Raw genomic sequence first — 15,859 nt, 5'->3', positions numbered from 1 at the left:
AAAAATTTGTTTGTCTACGAATAAATACAGTGTTATGCTCTTGGAAGTAGCATTTAAACTAACTCATTTAAACTTATTTTAAATTTTTAAGTTTTTAATTTGATATGTTTGTGTTAGAATATGCTGGAAGGAGGTAGAATGGAAAACATTTTAAAAGTAAAGTTAGACGAATTGGGCTTTAAGAAGTTAGAAGCAATTGATAATCAAACTGTTCTTGAATTCATTTCAAAGTACGTTGCCCTGTGCAATCCAAAAAATGTTTTTGTTTCAGACGGAAGTCCTGAAGACATTGATTTTATAAGGAAAAAGGCACTCGAAGATGGGGAAGAGATGCCTTTAAAGATCAAAGGACAAACGGTTCATTTTGATTCTTACTACGATCAAGGAAGAGACAAGAAAAATACGAAAATTTTACTTGATGAAGGGGAGTATCTTGATCCAGTTATTGAAACTGGATTAAGGGATTCTTTAACTCAAGAAGTGCATGAAATTTTAAAAGACATTATGAATGGTCGGACTATGTATGTTCTTTTTTATGTCCTGGGGCCAGAGAATTCACCATTTACAATTCCAGCAGTTCAAATCACAGATTCTCCTTATGTAGCGCACTCGGAAAACATTCTTTATAGGCAAGGCTATAGTGAATTCGTAAGACAAGGAAGATCCTTAACTCGGTTTTTTAAATTTGTGCATTCAGAAGGAGAACTTGATGAACGAAAAACCTCAAAGAATCTTGATAAAAGAAGAGTTTACATTGATCTTAAGGACGAGATTGTCTATTCTTGTAATACTCAGTATGGAGGAAATACAATTGGTCTTAAGAAGTTAGCAATGCGACTTGCAATTAAAAGGGCTTCAGTTGAAGGTTGGCTTACAGAACATATGCTACTTATGGGAGTAAATGGTCCAAACGGAAGAGTTTCATATTTTACTGGTGCATTTCCATCCATGTGTGGCAAAACTTCAACAGCGATGCTTGAAGGTGAACGAATTGTTGGGGATGACATTTCTTACATAAAAGAGATTGAAGGAGTTGCAAAAGCGGTTAATGTTGAAAAGGGAATGTTTGGGATAATTCAGGGTATCAATTCAAAAGATGACCCAATTCAGTGGAAGGCGCTTCATTCACCAAATGAAATAATTTTCTCGAATGTTTTAGTATATGACGATGGCTCAGTTTATTGGGTAGGGCATGATGGTCCTATTCCTGAAAGAGGGATAAACCACTCGGGCGAATGGTTCAAGGGAAAGAAAGATGAAAAGGGCAATGAAATTCCACCTTCACACCCAAATGCAAGGTTTACCCTTCACCTTGAGATCCTCGAAAATGTGGATGAAAATTTGCATAATCCAAATGGCGTTGAGGTATCTGGAATTATTTATGGTGGAAGAGACTCCGACACCTGGAATCCTGTTTGTGAAGCCTTCAATTGGGAGCATGGAATTGTGCTTAAAGGTGCTTCTATTGAATCTGAAACAACTGCCGCAACACTGGGAAAAGTTGGTGTAAGAGAATTTAATCCTATGTCAAATCTCGATTTTCTTTCAATTCCAATCGGTAAATACATTGAAATTAACCTTGAATTTGGGAAGAAGCTTAAAAAGGTTCCTAAGATTTTTGGAGTAAATTACTTTTTGAAGGATGAAAATGGACGGTTTCTAAATGATAAAAATGACAAAAAGGTATGGCTCAAATGGATGGAAAAAAGAGTACACAATGAAGTTCATGCGCTTAGAACTCCTGTGGGTTTCATGCCGCTTTACGATGATTTAAAAGTGCTTTTTAAACAATATCTTGGCAAGGATTATAAAGAAGAAGAATATATAAAGCAATTTACACTAAGAGTAAATGAAAATCTTTCTAAGATAGAAAGACTTAGAAAAATTTATTCGGGTTTAAAATTTGTTCCTAACCGACTCTTTGAACTTTACGACGAAGAGGAAAAAAGACTAAAAGAAGCGCAATCTAAGTTTGGTGACTACATTCAGCCTTACAAGTTTGAAATAGTGTAAGATTAAAAAAAAGGGGGGTGAAAGCCCCCCTAAATTTAGTGTGCTTGATAGTCAATCGTTAAGTTAATCATGCCTTTTTTAATTGATTCTCTTAAAGACATATCCGATCTATTTGCAAGATTCATCAAAAATTTTTCTCTTTCATTTTCTTCCATCAATTTTGGTTGTGATTGATAAAGTGATACTGGCTCAATTACAAACTCAAAATTTTTGGCGTTTTTTACAATAAAAACTATTAGTCCTTCTTGCGTCTCTTTTGAAAAGTATTGGTCAAAAACAAAATTGCCAAGAGAATAAAATATAAGGGTTTTTAATCCCCGTTTTTTTGATGCATAAAGTTCAATATCTTTTACAACATGTGGGTGACTTCCTATAATAAGATCTGCTCCCTCATCAATAAGTGTATGCGCAAGGTATGAGTCATAAGAAGTACTTTTGTCGATATACTCCTCTCCAAAATGCATAAAAAGAATTAAAAAGTCATCTTTATGTGATTCTTTAATGTGTTTAATCCATGCTTTAACTTCATTAAGTTTAAAAGGGAAAGTTGCATTAAATCCAACTAACACAATACCGTCTTTCTCTATAATGTTAGAGTTTGTAAAATCCCATGGTTCCCCAAAAAATTCTATATTTCCATTTTTAAGTATTTCTTTTGTTTCTTTAATGCCCGTTACTCCCATGTTGTCTGTGTGGTTATTTGCAAGAGACACAATGTTAAAATGTCCATATTGAAGAGTTTTTGTTGAATCCTTGTCAAAACAAAATCTAAGAGAATCTCTTGGGAAATTTACCTTTTTGTAAGTAATCGGTCCTTCAAGATTTCCTACAACATAATCTAACCCTCTGAATGCCTGCTCAATGTTATAAAAGGGGTAAAAGTATGAATTTAATAGAATCTTCTTATATACTCCTCTATCAAGCATAATATCGCCTACAAAAGATAGTGTTATAGGTCTAAAATCTTGAGTGTTAATTTTACCTTTTTCAAAGATACAACTTACATAGGAAGTGGAACTTGAAAGGTATTCTCTTGTATAGTCCTGTGCATTTTTATGTGCAATAATCTCATATTTTTCATACCCTCTTTTTATCGAAATACTTCTTAAAATGTAGAGGCTTTGCCAAGAATCAACATCGATTTTTGGAAATTCATTTTCTTCGAAATTGAGAAACACCCTTAAACTTTTCTTATCGTGCACTTCCTCAATTGACTTTGGTAGATAATGAGAAAAATCAACACTTGCAATAATTAATGAGTTTAAGGGAAGAATATTATTTAAAGTGTCTGCAAATTCTTTTGCAATACTCAAAGACACAGTGGGGCTTACGAGAATAGGTATAACTAAGCTTTCTTTAAAATAATTGTTTAAAAAAGGTACGTGATTTGCGATTCCATGATCAAGGTAAACTGAAGCATTGTCTTCAATAATATTGAAACGGCTCTTTATTTTGTTAATTTCGTCGGTTGCAATGCTTAATTCATGGAATTGTGAGTTCCCAGTGATAAAAGAGGCGCCAATCGAGACACATTTTCCGAAGTGATCAGGCGAAAGCAAAACTATTACGTCGGGTTTTACCTTCTTTGAAATATTTTCGTAGAAATCTTTTATTACATCTTTTGCAACAAGATGATGTGGAACAACTCCCCCAATGATAGTAGGTTCTTGAACTTCCGGTGCAATTGTCAAATTTGGATTTACTGAAACAAGAATAACTGTAAAAATTATTATTGGGAGAATTAATTTGAAAAGTTGCTTACCCATTTTGGTTTTGGAGGAACGCTTCCTTTTTCAAGCATATCTCTCCACTCTTCGTCAGTAAGCCTCTTCTCAATAGGATACTTAAATTCGTAATATGAAAATACAGGACCAATTGCAAGGTTTAAATTGCCTTTATCGTCAGGACACACAACAAGGATTGTATTAACATATCCAAGCCCTTCTTCAACTACAAGTTTTGTATTTCCATCTGTGTGTACATCTACTACAAGTGTTGGCTTTATAAGGTCTAAGTTCGTTTCTCCTGAGAAAAGCATTTGAGTAGCTGAATCAAAGTATGTCCCAATACCTTTAATTGTATAGTAATCAGAGTCATCGAGAGGTGTGTTTTCGAGTTCTTTCTTCACAATTGATAAAAGTTTTTTGAGAAGAGTCTCAAGGCTATCAAGCGAGTAAATTTTTTGTTCTATCATATTTTTTAAGTCTGAATTGGAAGTTTCATCTTGAATTTTTGTGAGTCCATCTTTTGTAAGGCGAGTTAATTCAAGAAGTTTTATGTAAAATTCAGGTACAGGCTCAACGTATCCTGGATATGGTTTTTCTTCTGGGCCACCTTCTCCTTTCTCTGACATTGTATAACTTTGCTTTACATAGAGGACTGTATCATGCCTTAACTCTGTCCAAGAGGATAGGGCGGTTTGAAGAAGTTTATCAGAATAGGCGCTTGTTTTCATAAAAGTTGGAAGCCCTTGCGTCTTTTTTAAGAAAAGAGTTGTAAGAACTGAAAGCCACTTGTTATAAAGAGTCTTACTCCATTCATCTTGCGGCAAACTTTCGATGTAATTTTTTAGTTCATTAAATACATTATCATAATCTGAATAATTTGTATCTCCTTCATTTTTTAAAATTTCATAAGCTCTGTCAGAGCCCAAAAGTGCCATAAGGTCAAGTCCTCTCGGGAATGCTCTCACTTCTCTTTTCATAATGGTTTTTGCCCATGTAAACGGGCGATTTTCTGTTGTATACTTATTAAACCAAGTGTAAGTAAAAGGAAGTTCATTTGTTGGAAGTGCTGTTTTTGGACCTGTATATTCCCCTGAAAAGGGCGATACAATTCTTGAAAATAGATATGAATCAAGGGTAAATCTCTGTCCAAGAAATCTCATTCCCTTAGTCTTTTTAAGAAGTTTTAGATTTGTTTCCTTTAATCTTTCAATATCTTCCCTGCTTAAAGGAGGATAAGGCATGGGCATTTTACAATCACCAAGACCACTATAAATTGTTGGGTCTTTTAATGTTTGAAGAGCTTCCTTTATTTTGTTAAATCTCGATAAAATATCGCTTTCTTTAGAATTATCGGTAAGAAATTTGTTTAAAACACTTGCATATTCATAAGGGGTAATATCATCTGAAAATCCTACAAGAAATGATGTAATCTCATACATAACTGACCATTTGTTCTGTGCATCAACTGATCTAAGAAAATCATAGGCAATTAACAATCCTTGAAGTGTTTGAATTTTCGAATCATATTCAGAAATAATTCCTTGAGAATATCCGCAATCAGATTTTCCTTCTGGTATAAGCTTTGAACCATTCAAAAGGAAGGTTATCCTTCCATACCACATAAGTGTCTTAAAATATGATTTAAGGGCTTCCGATTCTGTATAATGTCCTCTTGGCACATATTGAGAATAATCCTCTTTATAAAAGAAAATTTTTGAGTAATTAAAGCCTTCGTGAGCGTTAATGAGGTCTAATTCTTGCGAAACTATATCTTTTACGCTTTCATCAACTTTGAAATTCTCATCTTGCAGAAGTTCTGCAACACCAAAAAACGCAAGATTTCTTTTTGCAGTTTCCTTAATTGTTGGATCGGAAATGCTACTGTATCTTTTTAAGTTTTCATTGTAAAAATAGTCGGTAAGATCTTTGATGTATTTTGTAAATATATTTTTTTCAAAGTCTATAAGGGTTTTTTCGAAGAATATATGGTAAAAGTGAAGGATTGAATCTGTTGTAATGTATTTAGGAAGCTCTTTTGTTTCAAGCGCAAGATAGTATGAGAAGAAATCTTCTTTAGGGGTAATTGTTTCAGGATACGGTATATACCTTGTTGATAATTTTATACCTGAAATTTCTTTCGGTGTTTCTATTACAACAAAGCCATTCTTTTTAAGAAGCGTTAAAGCATTTTTCGGTATTGTAATTTTACTCTCAACAGTTTTTAGGTTTTGAACTTTATTTAAGTTAAGAGGAAGTTCGTATTGTTTTGCCTCTGCATTTATTGTGAATTCAACAGGTGAAGCATTTGTTTCAAAGGATTTTGCCATCACAAACTCGATTTTTTGTTGGGTGTTTTCTCTACTTTGATTTTCCTTATTATTATTTGATATGCCTTGTTTATTTGCTTGCAGTGCAAGGTAAAGAGAAATTCCAACACTTGTTATAACCAATGTAATGATAATTACAAATACTATGGCTTTTTTCATTTTAGCCTCCTCCGTTTATATTCTATTACTTTATTATAAATATTAGATAATGTATATTTGAATTTTGTTCCATTTACATTAAAATATTCTAAGGAAGATTAGCAAATGAAACTTAAAGTACTTTTTGTTTGTACGCACAATTCCGCAAGATCTCAAATGGCAGAGGCATTTTTGAATGCACTTTATGGCGAGCGATTTGAAGCATATTCTGCAGGTACTCATCCAGGCACATTAAATTCATATGTAGTTAAGGCAATGAAAGAAATTGGAATTGATATATCAAACAACAAGACAAAATCAGTTATGGATTTTAAGGGAAAAAGGTTTGACTATGTTGTAACTGTTTGCGATCAAGCAAGGGAAGAATGTCCTTATTTTCCTGGGGCGCTTCAATACATTCACAAAGGATTCGAAGATCCGTCAACTTTCACTGGATCTGATGAAGAAATTATGGAGAAAGTCCGAAAATTACGTGATGAAATTGAACAGTGGATAATGGAAACATTTAAGAAAATATAAAATTAATAAAAAGTTAAAGGGGGCCAAAGCCCCCCTATTTATTTACTTTTTCTTTTCTTTTAATGCCTTTAAAACCTTCTCTGGAGTGTATGGAGAACTATTAAGTCTTATTCCAACTGCATCATAAATTGCATTCCCTATTGCAGGAATTGGTCCATTTATGTTAATTTCAGAAACTGATTTTGCACCAAGAGGACCTGTCGGCTCATATGTTTCAACAAGGATCGGCACAATTTCCGGGATATCACGTGAGGAAGGGATTCTATATTCCATGAAGTTTGGATTTAATACTTTGCCATTTTCTCCGAATTTATATTCTTCAGTGAGAGCATAGCCTATACCATTAGCAATTGCACCAATGATTTGTCCTTTAGTAAGTTCAGGGTTTATTACAATACCGCAATCAACGGCAGCTACATACTTTATGGGTGTAACAACACCTGTCTCTTCATCAACCTCAACTTCTACAAAGTGTGCTGCAAATGGAGGGGGTGAAGATTCAGAAACAAACGAACCAACTGCCATTATCTGTCTTTGCTTTTTAACATATAAGGTATCATATGCAATTTCTGAGAGACTTACCCGCCTACCGCTTCTTGGTGAAATTACAAATCCATCCTTCAAAATGTAGTCCTTACTATCTTGTTCGCCAAACATCTCTTTTGCTACTTCAAGAATTTGATCTCGAAGTTTCAAAGCTGTGTTATATACTGCACCTCCTGAAATATATGTTCCCGAAGATGCGTAAGCGCCTTTATCAAATGGTGTTATGTCGGTATCTGATGGATAAACAATTACCTTTTTGGGGTCAATTCCGAGAACTTCACCAACAATTTGGGCAACTACTGTATCAAGTCCAGTTCCAATATCGGTCCCCCCATAGAGAACATTAATTGATCCATCCTCATTTAACTTCATTGTTGCGGAGCCCATATCAATTTTTGGTATACCTGACCCCTGCATATGAAGTGACATTCCAACTCCACGTACTTTTGAGCCGTTTCTTATTTTTTTACCCCACTTTTCATAGAAGCCAATTTCTTTTGCACCTAACTCAAGGAGTTTATCAATTGCTTCACTTTCTATGTATTGGACGACACCTTCTCTTCCCTCTCCAAGTGCCTCAAATATTGGAGATGTTTCTCCCTTTCTTATATGATTTATCTTTCTTATTGCAATTGGGTCTAAGCCAAGTTTTTCTGCAACCATATCGACTGCTTGCTCAAGGCAAGCATAACCTTGTGTTGCACCATATCCACGATATGCACCTGGCACAGGAAGGTTAGTATAAACAACATCGGCAATAAACTCTACATTCGGAGCCTTGTTATACAGAGGAAGTGTTTTAGATCCAGTATTTGATGCAACTGTTAGTCCATGCGTTCCGTATGCTCCTGTATTACTTAGTGCATACATTCTTATCGCAGTAAATCTTCCATCTTTTTTGGCACCAATTTTAACAGTAATTTTCATTGGGTGTCGTGTTCTTGAAGATATGAATTCTTCTTCTCTTGTATAAACTGCCCTTGCGGGACGCCCTGTCTTCATTGTTACGAATGCACAGACCTCTTCAAGGATGATTTCTTGCTTGCTTCCAAATCCACCGCCAATTCTTGGCTTTATTACCCTTATTTGAGATACGGGGATTCCCAAGACCTGTGCAACTATTCTTCTTACATGGAACGGAACCTGCGTTGATGATCTAATAACAATTCTGCCATTTTCGTCAAGGTATGAAATTGTTGCGTGTGTCTCAATTGGGCAATGTTGTGCAAATTGTGTTTCAAAAGTATGTTCAACAACAACATCTGCATCTTTAAATCCTTTTTCAACATCACCTGCTTTTACTTCGATGTGAGCAACAAGATTTCTTTTGTAATCATATACACCTTTTGGGTTTTCTTCGTGAAGAATTGGTGCTCCTTCTTTTATTGCTTCTTCTGGGTCAAAAACGTGAGGAAGTATGTTGTATTTAACTTTGATGAGCTTCAAGGCTTCTGATGCAATCTCTTCAGAGTCTGCTGCAACTGCTGCAACTCTGTCACCAACAAATCTTACATGTTTATTAAACATGCAAGTATCATATGGGGATGGTTCAGGCCATCCTTGTCCTGCTGTTGTATGGTAAACTTCGGGGGTATTTTTATAGGTTAAAACCATTTGAACTCCGGGTAATTTCTCAGCTTCACTTGTATCAATATCTTCAATAATTGCATTTGCATGAGGTGAATAAAGAAACTTTATGTGAAGTGTATTTGGTAGTTTAATATCATCAGTAAAAACTGGCTGTCCTGTTGCAAGCGCAAGGGCATCAATTTTTTCAATGTTTTTCCCGATAACTTGTTTTTCCATTATTTACCCTCCTTTAAAAGTGCAATTGCATATTTTATCGCTTCGATCTGCTGTACATAGCCTGTACATCTACAAAGGTTACCATCTATTGCTTTCTTTATGTCTTCGTCAGTCGGATTTGGATTTTGCTTTAAAAGTGCATATGCCGAAAGAATTGTTCCTGGTGTACAATAACCACATTGCACTGCTCCTTTCTCAACAAATGATTTTTGTAGCGGATGAGGGTTTAAAATATCTCCTATCCCCTTAATTGTGGTGATTTCAGCTCCGTCAATTTGTGCAGCAATAATAGTGCAACTTGTCTTTGGTGTGCCATTTATTAAGACTGTGCATGCACCACAAGTTCCCATGTAGCAGTTTCCTTTAACTTCAGTAAAACCATTTTCTCTTAAGACGTCAAGTAGTACTTGTCCTGGATGAATTTCAAATTCGTAGTCTTTACCGTTAATTTTGTAATTAACCTTCATTCTTACCTCCCGAATGACTCTAATAATCTTTTTGCAAAAACACCTGTTAATTCTCTTCGATATTCCTCGTCCCTTCGAATATCACCTTTCACATCTGCATGCTCTTTTGCAAAGTTGTAAACTTTTCCAATAGCTTCATTTAAGTCTTGACCTCTCAAAAAATCTTCCATGGCTGTAAACCTTTCTGCTGGCATAGGTCTTGAACCATAACTCACAAATATTTCATTAATTACATTATCTTCTACTCTTGCAAGCATTGCCATGTTTAAAAGGGCAATGTCTGTTGCATTTCTTACATGTCTTTCCATACCAAACTTGTAAGAGGAATCAAATTTTTTAATTCTAATCTCAGTTATAATGCCTTGTTTGAGTTTTGATCTAAAATCTCCTTTGTAGAAATCGTTTAGCTTTTCTACGTGTTTGCTTCCATCAAAATAAACAACATCTGAATTGAGTGCAAGAAGAATTGTTGCGATATCTGAATATGGTTCACGCTGCGCAACTGATCCTCCAAAGGTGATTTGATTTCTTAAAAGTTCAGAGGCAATCGAAGAAAGTGATTTTGATAATTTACCTTCAAAAAGTTTCTTAACCTCTTCTGAATTTGCAGCCTCATTTATTGTAGTTGTTGCTCCAATCGAAATGAATTCACCCTCCTCTTTAATGTAGTTTAAAGATAATTTGTTTAGAAATATAAATGACTCAACTTGTGGGTTAGGAAAAACTGCAAGATGTAATCCACCCCCAACAACCTTTGCTTTATCTCCTTTTTCTTTTAAAATTTGAATTAATTCTTCAAGTGTCCTTGGATAAAAACAATCTTTTACATTCTTTAGTTTTAACATTTTTAACCTCCTTCATTTGTGATATAATAATTATAGTGAAAAAAGGAGAATTTGTGGTGCTTGAAAAAGTAAAGAAATTTTTACAAATTTTTTTAATTTCACTGCTATTCGCAGTTATTATCTTCTATTTAACTTCCTGCATTGGGTATGTTAAAGTTTTAGTTGTTGCCCCTCTTAGTTCTGATACTAAAGAAGCTGGTGAAAGTACAGTTAATGGAATCAGATTAAAAGTCGATGAACTAAATAAAAGTGGTGGTATAATTGGCAAACGAATCAAAGTATACGTGGTAGATGACAAGGGAGATCCAGATTCGGCTACTCAAAGCATTAGAGATGTACTTTCTAAAAATAATTTTATCGGTATAGTTGGCGCACCTTTTAGTAGAATTGCAATCCCAGTAAGTGAAGTTTGTGAAGATTTGAAAATTCCATTTGTCACTTCCGTTGCAACAAATCCTCTTGTTACCAAAGGCAAAGAGTTTTCATTTAGAGCGTGTTTTACTGATGACCTTCAAGGAGTTGCTTTGGCTCATTTTGTTTATGAGTATCTTGGTTTAAGAGTTGGTGGCGTATTTTATGATATTGATGATACATATTCTGTATATCTTGCAGAGAAGTTTAGAAGTGAATTTGAAAATTTGGGTGGACATATTGTCGCTTTCTATCCACATCCTCATAAACCAGTCACAGTTGAATTTCCGATCCAAAAGATGCTCGAGAAGAAAGTGCAATTTGTATTCAATCCCGATTTATATGTGGATGCATCTATGGTTTATACTGAGTTAAGAAAACAAAACTTTACAGGACCAGTTATTTTTGGTGATGGAGTTGATGCACCACAGCTCTTAGCAAGAATTAGAAAGCCCTTTAATGTTTATTATGTAAGCCATTATTCGAGAGATTCTGAAAAATTAATAAAATTCTCAGAGACTTACAAAGAGACTTTTAAAATGGATCCAGATGTAGAAGCCTATCTTGCATATGATGCAATGGGGATTCTCGCAACGGCAATAGAAAAGGCAAACTCTTTTGATAAAGTAAAAATTAAAGATGCTTTAGAGAATCTCACATATGATGGAATTACAGGAAAAATCGAATTTAAAAATTCTAACGACCCTATAAAACCTCTCTATTTTTACGGATTCAAGAATTTTATTCCTTCAGAAGTTTGGGTTTTTGGTGATAAATGATCTTAAAGTTGGTGGCGGCGGGGGGATTCGAACCCTCGACACTCCGGGTATGAGCCGGATGCTCTAACCACTGGGCTACGCCGCCTCTCCTCTATGCCTCTTAATACGTCTCTTCTGAGCGACAAGCGATTCTTGAGACTCTTTAAGGAACTTCTTCAGCAACTGCTCAAAATCTGTCTTCTTTTGTTCCTCTTTTTTAGGCTGTTCATTAACCTTTCTTATAAAAACTAAATTTAACTTGCCGCTTTTATCTTTTCCATTTACTTTTACAAGCACCCTGTCACCCTCTTTTATCGGGTCCGCCAGGGCAACTCCATCTACATCTGTAAGTTGAGAAACATGGATTAAACCAACTTTCCCTTCATCAAGTTTTACAAAAGCACCATAGGGCATCACTTTTATAACCTTGCCAGTTAATTCCGTGTTCCCCATACGCTTATATAATATCTAATTTTTAAAAAGATTCAAGAGGTTTTCAAAAAAATTTTTAGAAAAATTTTGATTTGAGTATTTGGTGTTTTCGCTAAGCTTGAAATAGATAATCGTTTCATTGGGCTTTCCAAGGCCAAGATTTTCACGCGCATACTTTTCCACGAATTCATCAGTTTTAGCGTATTCAATCTTTTTTAAAAGTTCTTGCTGTTCTTGTTTTAAGTTTTTTAATTCCTGTTTCTTCCTTTCTAAAGTTGCAAAGTTATTTGCAAGATAGAAAGCATTCAAAACAGACTCCACAAAAAAATAGACTGTAAGAATTAGTATTGCAATTTTTAATAAATTTATTTTCTTATTCATTATCTATATTATATAAAGATTTTTTTGTATTTAAACTTTTTTAAATTTTCTTAAATTTGCTAAAACTCTTGCAAAAATATATTTATTTTTTCCAAAGGATGTTATAATTGATTTGTGGAGGTGAAACATGGCAAAATTTAAAGTTGCTATTAACAAAGACACCTGTATTGGCTGTGGCGTTTGTGCTTCCATTTGTCCTGAAAATTGGAAGATGGAAGATGATGGCAAGGCAAATTTCATCTCTGAAATTTCCGATGCAGATTGCAACAAAGATGCTGCTGAAAATTGCCCAACTCAGAGCATCACCGTTGAGGAGGTAGGTTAAGGTAAGGGTGGCTGAAAGCCACCCCAACAATTATTAAGGAGGTAAAAATGGCTGTTCAAACAAAGAAAAGTGTTTATGAGGTAAGATTTCATGGAAGAGCAGGACAGGGTGCAAAGTCTGGCTCTCAGATGCTTGCCCTTGCTGCTTTTAAAGAAGGTAAATCTATACAGGCATTTCCTGAATATGGTTCAGAGCGTCGTGGTGCTCCAACAGTTGCCTATACGAGAATTTCCGATAAAGAGATCCGTACTCATGAACCAATTGTAAATCCAGATGCTGTTCTTGTATTTGATTTTGGTCTTGCAAAAAACATTCCGGTTACATCAGGACTTGATGAGGAAACAGGAGTCCTTATTGTGAACACAACAAAAACTCCAGAAGAGATAAGGCAAATAACCGGTTTTAAAGGAAAAATTTATACTGTCGATGCAACGGGCATTTCACTTGAATTACTTAAGATCGATGCACCTAATGTACCAATGCTTGGCACATTAGTCAAGGCAACAGGTATAGTTAAGTTAGAGACACTTGAGGAAGTAATAAGAGAGGAATTCCTTGACAAAATCGGTGAAGAAAAAGTTCAAAAGAACATCCAAGGTCTAAAAAGAGGTTTTGAGGAGGCAAAAAATGGCTGATAAAAAAGGTTGGAAGGAATTAATGCGTGGAGGAGACCTACCTCCTGCAACTGCAACTGAATACAAAACTGGATCATGGAGAAGTCTTCGTCCTGTGTGGGATCCTTCAAATTGTATACACTGTATGATATGTGTGTCATATTGTCCAGACATGGCAATTCCGATTGTTAAAAGCGATGAGGGAGTTGTAGGCAAAAATGGTAGAGTTTATAAGGGAACAGTAAGACTTGAAACGAACTTTGATTATTGCAAAGGTTGTGGTATTTGTGCTGTGGAATGTCCTACCAAGTGTATTACTATGGTAAGAGAAGAGTAGGGAGGAGACTATGGCAAAACTTAAAGCTTTAACAGGGGCACAGGCAACAGCTGAGGCAATGCGCCAAATAAACCCAGATGTAGTAGTTGCTTATCCAATAACACCACAAACACCCATAGTTGAGTTTTTTGCTCAATTTGTTGCTGACGGAGTTGTTGACACTGAAATGGTTCCAATTGAATCAGAGCATTCTGCGCTTTCTGCGGTAGTTGGTGCTTCTGCTGCAGGTGCAAGGGCGATGTGTGCAACATCTTCTCAAGGACTTGCGCTTATGTGGGAGATTGTTGCGGCGGCTCCAGGATTAAGACTTCCGATTGTTATGCCTGTAGTAAATAGAGCGCTTTCAACTCCCATTAACATTCATTGTGATCACTCGGATACTATGGGCACTTTAACTCTTGGTTGGGTGCAGATTTATTCAGAAAACGCCCAAGAAGCATATGAAAACACATTGCTTGCATTAAGAATTGCAGAACACCCAAAAGTCCTTCTTCCAGTTATGGTTATGCAAGATGGATTCATTACAAGCCATGGGGTTGAGGTTGTGAAAGTTCTTGATGATGATGAAGTAAGGAAGTTTATTGGAGAAAGAAAGCCTGACAGATACCTACTTAATGTGAAAAATCCTTACACAGTAGGACCACTTGCTCTTCCTGACTATTATTTTGAAATAAAGAGACAGCAGGAAGAAGCAATTTGGAATGCAAAAGATGTTTATCTCGAAGTTGGTGAGGAACTTTCCAAAATTACAGGGAACAAGTATCCATTTTTTGAAGAATATAAAACCGAAGACGCTAAAGCTGTAATAATTGCCTTATCGTCTACGGCAGGAACAGCAAAGGAAGCAGTAGATGAATTAAGAGAACAGGGGTATAAAGTTGGTTTAATAAAACCGAAACTTTTAAGACCATTCCCATACAAAGAGATGAGGAATGCATTAGAAAAATTTGAGGTTGTAGGTGTATTTGATAGGGCAATTGCGTTCGGTGCCTATGCACCTCTATATACTGAGATTAGAAATTCATTGTACGAATCAGATAAAAAACCTAAAATTCAGAGTTACGTTTATGGGCTTGGTGGAAGAGACATATTTAAGAGCGATATCAAGAAAGTATTTGAGGAATTACTAAGTGGAAATGTTGATTCTCAAACCCAGAAATATATTGGTTTAAGGGAATAAGGGGGTAAATATGGCAACTATTCAAGAGATTGTATCTAAAGAAAAGCCCTTGGTTTCAGGGCATAGAATGTGTGCTGGTTGTGGCATACCACCTATTGTAAACACAATAGTAGCAGCATCGGATAAGCCTGTAATTATTGCTAATGCAACTGGTTGTCTTGAGGTGACATCAACAATTTATCCTTTTACTGCTTGGAATGTTCCATGGATTCATTTAACATTTGAAAATGCTGCGGCAGTTGCAGCTGGTATTGAAACAGCATTGCGTGCTTTTAGAAAGAAAGGCAAAGTTGATAGTGATGTTAATATAATTGCAATAGGCGGCGATGGTGGAACTTATGATATTGGTTTTCAGGCACTATCTGGAGCACTTGAAAGAAGACATAAATTTATGTACGTAGTTTATGATAACCAGGGGTATATGAATACTGGAAACCAGAGAAGCGGAGCAACTCCATTTGGTGCAAGCACAACAACTGTTCCTGCAGGTAAGGTAAGTATTGGTAAACCACAGTGGAGAAAGAATATTGTTGAAATAGTTGCAGCACATAGAGTTCCTTATGCAGCACAAGCAGCTTTACATAACTTAATTGATCTTTATAATAAAGCGAAAAAAGGTTTTGAAGCAGATGGACCTTCATTCCTTGCAGTATTTCAGCCATGTACTACTAACTGGCACTACGATCCTTCACTTACAATCCAGTATTCAAAACTCGCAGCGGAAACAAACTTCTGGCCTCTTTATGAGATTGAGAACGGAAGGGTAAAAATTAACTATAAGCCAAAAGAAAGAAAACCAATTGAAGAGTTCTTGAAAGGACAAGGAAGATTTAGACATCTATTTAGGCCCGAAAATAAACATATAGTTGAAGAGATGCAGAAGATGGTTGACGAGGAATGGGAAAGACTTTTGAAGCTTGAGGAATCTGGAGTGCAACTTTAATTTCTAAATTTTTTAATATGCCCCCAATTTAGGGGGCTTTTTTCTTTTAATCTAAGCTATATAATAATT

At 35.5% G+C, this 15,859-nt stretch carries 15 protein-coding genes and 1 tRNA gene; 8 read left to right on the top strand and 8 right to left on the bottom strand.

Annotated elements, in window-relative coordinates:
- Positions 1–138 precede the first annotated feature (138 nt).
- The gene (locus tag ACP5SP_RS00500; RefSeq protein ID WP_424606471.1) at positions 139–2,013 is read left to right on the top strand and encodes a phosphoenolpyruvate carboxykinase (GTP); all 1,875 of its coding nucleotides are present in this window, start codon (positions 139–141) and stop codon (positions 2,011–2,013) included.
- A gap of 35 nt (positions 2,014–2,048) precedes the next feature.
- Here the strand turns inward: ACP5SP_RS00500 and amrB are convergent, their stop codons facing one another.
- Together amrB and ACP5SP_RS00490 are read right to left on the bottom strand one after the other, a co-directional pair.
- Entirely contained in the window at positions 2,049–3,779 is a 1,731-nt protein-coding gene (gene amrB, locus ACP5SP_RS00495; protein WP_424586500.1) for an AmmeMemoRadiSam system protein B, read from the bottom strand.
- Complete coding sequence (locus tag ACP5SP_RS00490; RefSeq protein ID WP_428075827.1) at positions 3,755–6,226, bottom strand: DUF3160 domain-containing protein; 2,472 nt, start codon at positions 6,224–6,226, stop codon at positions 3,755–3,757. The genes amrB and ACP5SP_RS00490 overlap by 25 nt, the downstream gene beginning before the upstream one ends.
- Before the next feature lie 105 nt (positions 6,227–6,331).
- Between ACP5SP_RS00490 and ACP5SP_RS00485 the strand changes: the two genes are divergently transcribed.
- Positions 6,332–6,745 carry an arsenate reductase ArsC gene (locus ACP5SP_RS00485; RefSeq protein ID WP_416084450.1) on the top strand — a complete coding sequence of 138 codons (414 nt, stop codon included), beginning with the start codon at positions 6,332–6,334 and terminating at the stop codon, positions 6,743–6,745.
- 42 nt (positions 6,746–6,787) lie between these two features.
- Here the strand turns inward: ACP5SP_RS00485 and ACP5SP_RS00480 are convergent, their stop codons facing one another.
- Genes ACP5SP_RS00480 through ACP5SP_RS00470 form a run of 3 tightly spaced genes read right to left on the bottom strand, consistent with a single transcriptional unit; the run spans position 6,788 to position 10,409 of the window.
- Positions 6,788–9,097 (bottom strand): xanthine dehydrogenase family protein molybdopterin-binding subunit, encoded by a 2,310-nt coding sequence (locus tag ACP5SP_RS00480; RefSeq protein WP_428075825.1) that lies wholly within the window; start codon positions 9,095–9,097, stop codon positions 6,788–6,790.
- Positions 9,097–9,564 carry a (2Fe-2S)-binding protein gene (locus ACP5SP_RS00475; RefSeq protein WP_416084452.1) on the bottom strand — a complete coding sequence of 156 codons (468 nt, stop codon included), beginning with the start codon at positions 9,562–9,564 and terminating at the stop codon, positions 9,097–9,099. The genes ACP5SP_RS00480 and ACP5SP_RS00475 overlap by 1 nt, the downstream gene beginning before the upstream one ends.
- A gap of 2 nt (positions 9,565–9,566) precedes the next feature.
- Positions 9,567–10,409, bottom strand: coding sequence for an FAD binding domain-containing protein (locus ACP5SP_RS00470; RefSeq protein WP_424586503.1), 843 nt, complete (start codon positions 10,407–10,409; stop codon positions 9,567–9,569).
- Positions 10,410–10,444: 35 nt separating this feature from the next.
- On the opposite strand from ACP5SP_RS00470, the gene ACP5SP_RS00465 reads away from it, so the two are divergent.
- Positions 10,445–11,599 (top strand): ABC transporter substrate-binding protein, encoded by a 1,155-nt coding sequence (locus tag ACP5SP_RS00465; RefSeq protein ID WP_428075823.1) that lies wholly within the window; start codon positions 10,445–10,447, stop codon positions 11,597–11,599.
- Positions 11,600–11,608: 9 nt separating this feature from the next.
- Here ACP5SP_RS00465 and ACP5SP_RS00460 read toward each other — a convergent pair.
- The 3 genes from ACP5SP_RS00460 to ACP5SP_RS00450 all read right to left on the bottom strand — a co-directional run bounded on the left by ACP5SP_RS00460 (position 11,609) and on the right by ACP5SP_RS00450 (position 12,391).
- Positions 11,609–11,684 (bottom strand) — tRNA-Met (locus tag ACP5SP_RS00460).
- Positions 11,675–12,031 carry a S1 RNA-binding domain-containing protein gene (locus ACP5SP_RS00455; protein ID WP_416084461.1) on the bottom strand — a complete coding sequence of 119 codons (357 nt, stop codon included), beginning with the start codon at positions 12,029–12,031 and terminating at the stop codon, positions 11,675–11,677. Before ACP5SP_RS00455 ends, ACP5SP_RS00460 begins: the two co-directional genes overlap by 10 nt.
- Positions 12,032–12,046: 15 nt before the next feature.
- Complete coding sequence (locus tag ACP5SP_RS00450) at positions 12,047–12,391, bottom strand: FtsB family cell division protein (RefSeq protein ID WP_416084462.1); 345 nt, start codon at positions 12,389–12,391, stop codon at positions 12,047–12,049.
- Positions 12,392–12,518: 127 nt separating this feature from the next.
- On the opposite strand from ACP5SP_RS00450, the gene ACP5SP_RS00445 reads away from it, so the two are divergent.
- From ACP5SP_RS00445 to ACP5SP_RS00425, 5 genes are read left to right on the top strand one after another with little or no spacing between them, the layout of a single operon-like run.
- The gene (locus tag ACP5SP_RS00445) at positions 12,519–12,716 is read left to right on the top strand and encodes a ferredoxin (protein ID WP_416084463.1); all 198 of its coding nucleotides are present in this window, start codon (positions 12,519–12,521) and stop codon (positions 12,714–12,716) included.
- Positions 12,717–12,763: 47 nt separating this feature from the next.
- A complete protein-coding gene (locus ACP5SP_RS00440; protein WP_416084464.1) occupies positions 12,764–13,351 on the top strand; it encodes a 2-oxoacid:acceptor oxidoreductase family protein in 588 nt (195 codons plus the stop codon).
- Positions 13,344–13,667, top strand: coding sequence for a 4Fe-4S binding protein (locus ACP5SP_RS00435; protein WP_416084465.1), 324 nt, complete (start codon positions 13,344–13,346; stop codon positions 13,665–13,667). The genes ACP5SP_RS00440 and ACP5SP_RS00435 overlap by 8 nt, the downstream gene beginning before the upstream one ends.
- A gap of 10 nt (positions 13,668–13,677) precedes the next feature.
- Positions 13,678–14,847, top strand: coding sequence for a pyruvate ferredoxin oxidoreductase (porA, locus tag ACP5SP_RS00430; RefSeq protein WP_416084466.1), 1,170 nt, complete (start codon positions 13,678–13,680; stop codon positions 14,845–14,847).
- A gap of 10 nt (positions 14,848–14,857) precedes the next feature.
- Entirely contained in the window at positions 14,858–15,790 is a 933-nt protein-coding gene (locus ACP5SP_RS00425) for a thiamine pyrophosphate-dependent enzyme (RefSeq protein WP_416084467.1), read from the top strand.
- Positions 15,791–15,859 lie beyond the last annotated feature (69 nt).

It is taken from the genome of Caldisericum sp. (genome assembly GCF_049967455.1).
Classification (GTDB): Bacteria; Caldisericota; Caldisericia; order Caldisericales; family Caldisericaceae; genus Caldisericum; species Caldisericum exile_A.
This window is presented reverse-complemented; position numbering and strand designations above follow the sequence as displayed.

What these genes read in the sequence shown, in the direction of transcription:
- ACP5SP_RS00500 (WP_424606471.1), top strand. Translation starts at nt 139, where the DNA reads ATGGAAAACATTTTAAAAGTAAAGTTAGACGAATTGGGCTTTAAGAAG.
- amrB (WP_424586500.1), bottom strand. Translation starts at nt 3,779, where the DNA reads ATGGGTAAGCAACTTTTCAAATTAATTCTCCCAATAATAATTTTTACA.
- ACP5SP_RS00490 (WP_428075827.1), bottom strand. Translation starts at nt 6,226, where the DNA reads ATGAAAAAAGCCATAGTATTTGTAATTATCATTACATTGGTTATAACA.
- ACP5SP_RS00485 (WP_416084450.1), top strand. Translation starts at nt 6,332, where the DNA reads ATGAAACTTAAAGTACTTTTTGTTTGTACGCACAATTCCGCAAGATCT.
- ACP5SP_RS00480 (WP_428075825.1), bottom strand. Translation starts at nt 9,097, where the DNA reads ATGGAAAAACAAGTTATCGGGAAAAACATTGAAAAAATTGATGCCCTT.
- ACP5SP_RS00475 (WP_416084452.1), bottom strand. Translation starts at nt 9,564, where the DNA reads ATGAAGGTTAATTACAAAATTAACGGTAAAGACTACGAATTTGAAATT.
- ACP5SP_RS00470 (WP_424586503.1), bottom strand. Translation starts at nt 10,409, where the DNA reads ATGTTAAAACTAAAGAATGTAAAAGATTGTTTTTATCCAAGGACACTT.
- ACP5SP_RS00455 (WP_416084461.1), bottom strand. Translation starts at nt 12,031, where the DNA reads ATGGGGAACACGGAATTAACTGGCAAGGTTATAAAAGTGATGCCCTAT.
- ACP5SP_RS00450 (WP_416084462.1), bottom strand. Translation starts at nt 12,391, where the DNA reads ATGAATAAGAAAATAAATTTATTAAAAATTGCAATACTAATTCTTACA.
- ACP5SP_RS00445 (WP_416084463.1), top strand. Translation starts at nt 12,519, where the DNA reads ATGGCAAAATTTAAAGTTGCTATTAACAAAGACACCTGTATTGGCTGT.
- ACP5SP_RS00440 (WP_416084464.1), top strand. Translation starts at nt 12,764, where the DNA reads ATGGCTGTTCAAACAAAGAAAAGTGTTTATGAGGTAAGATTTCATGGA.
- ACP5SP_RS00435 (WP_416084465.1), top strand. Translation starts at nt 13,344, where the DNA reads ATGGCTGATAAAAAAGGTTGGAAGGAATTAATGCGTGGAGGAGACCTA.
- porA (WP_416084466.1), top strand. Translation starts at nt 13,678, where the DNA reads ATGGCAAAACTTAAAGCTTTAACAGGGGCACAGGCAACAGCTGAGGCA.
- ACP5SP_RS00425 (WP_416084467.1), top strand. Translation starts at nt 14,858, where the DNA reads ATGGCAACTATTCAAGAGATTGTATCTAAAGAAAAGCCCTTGGTTTCA.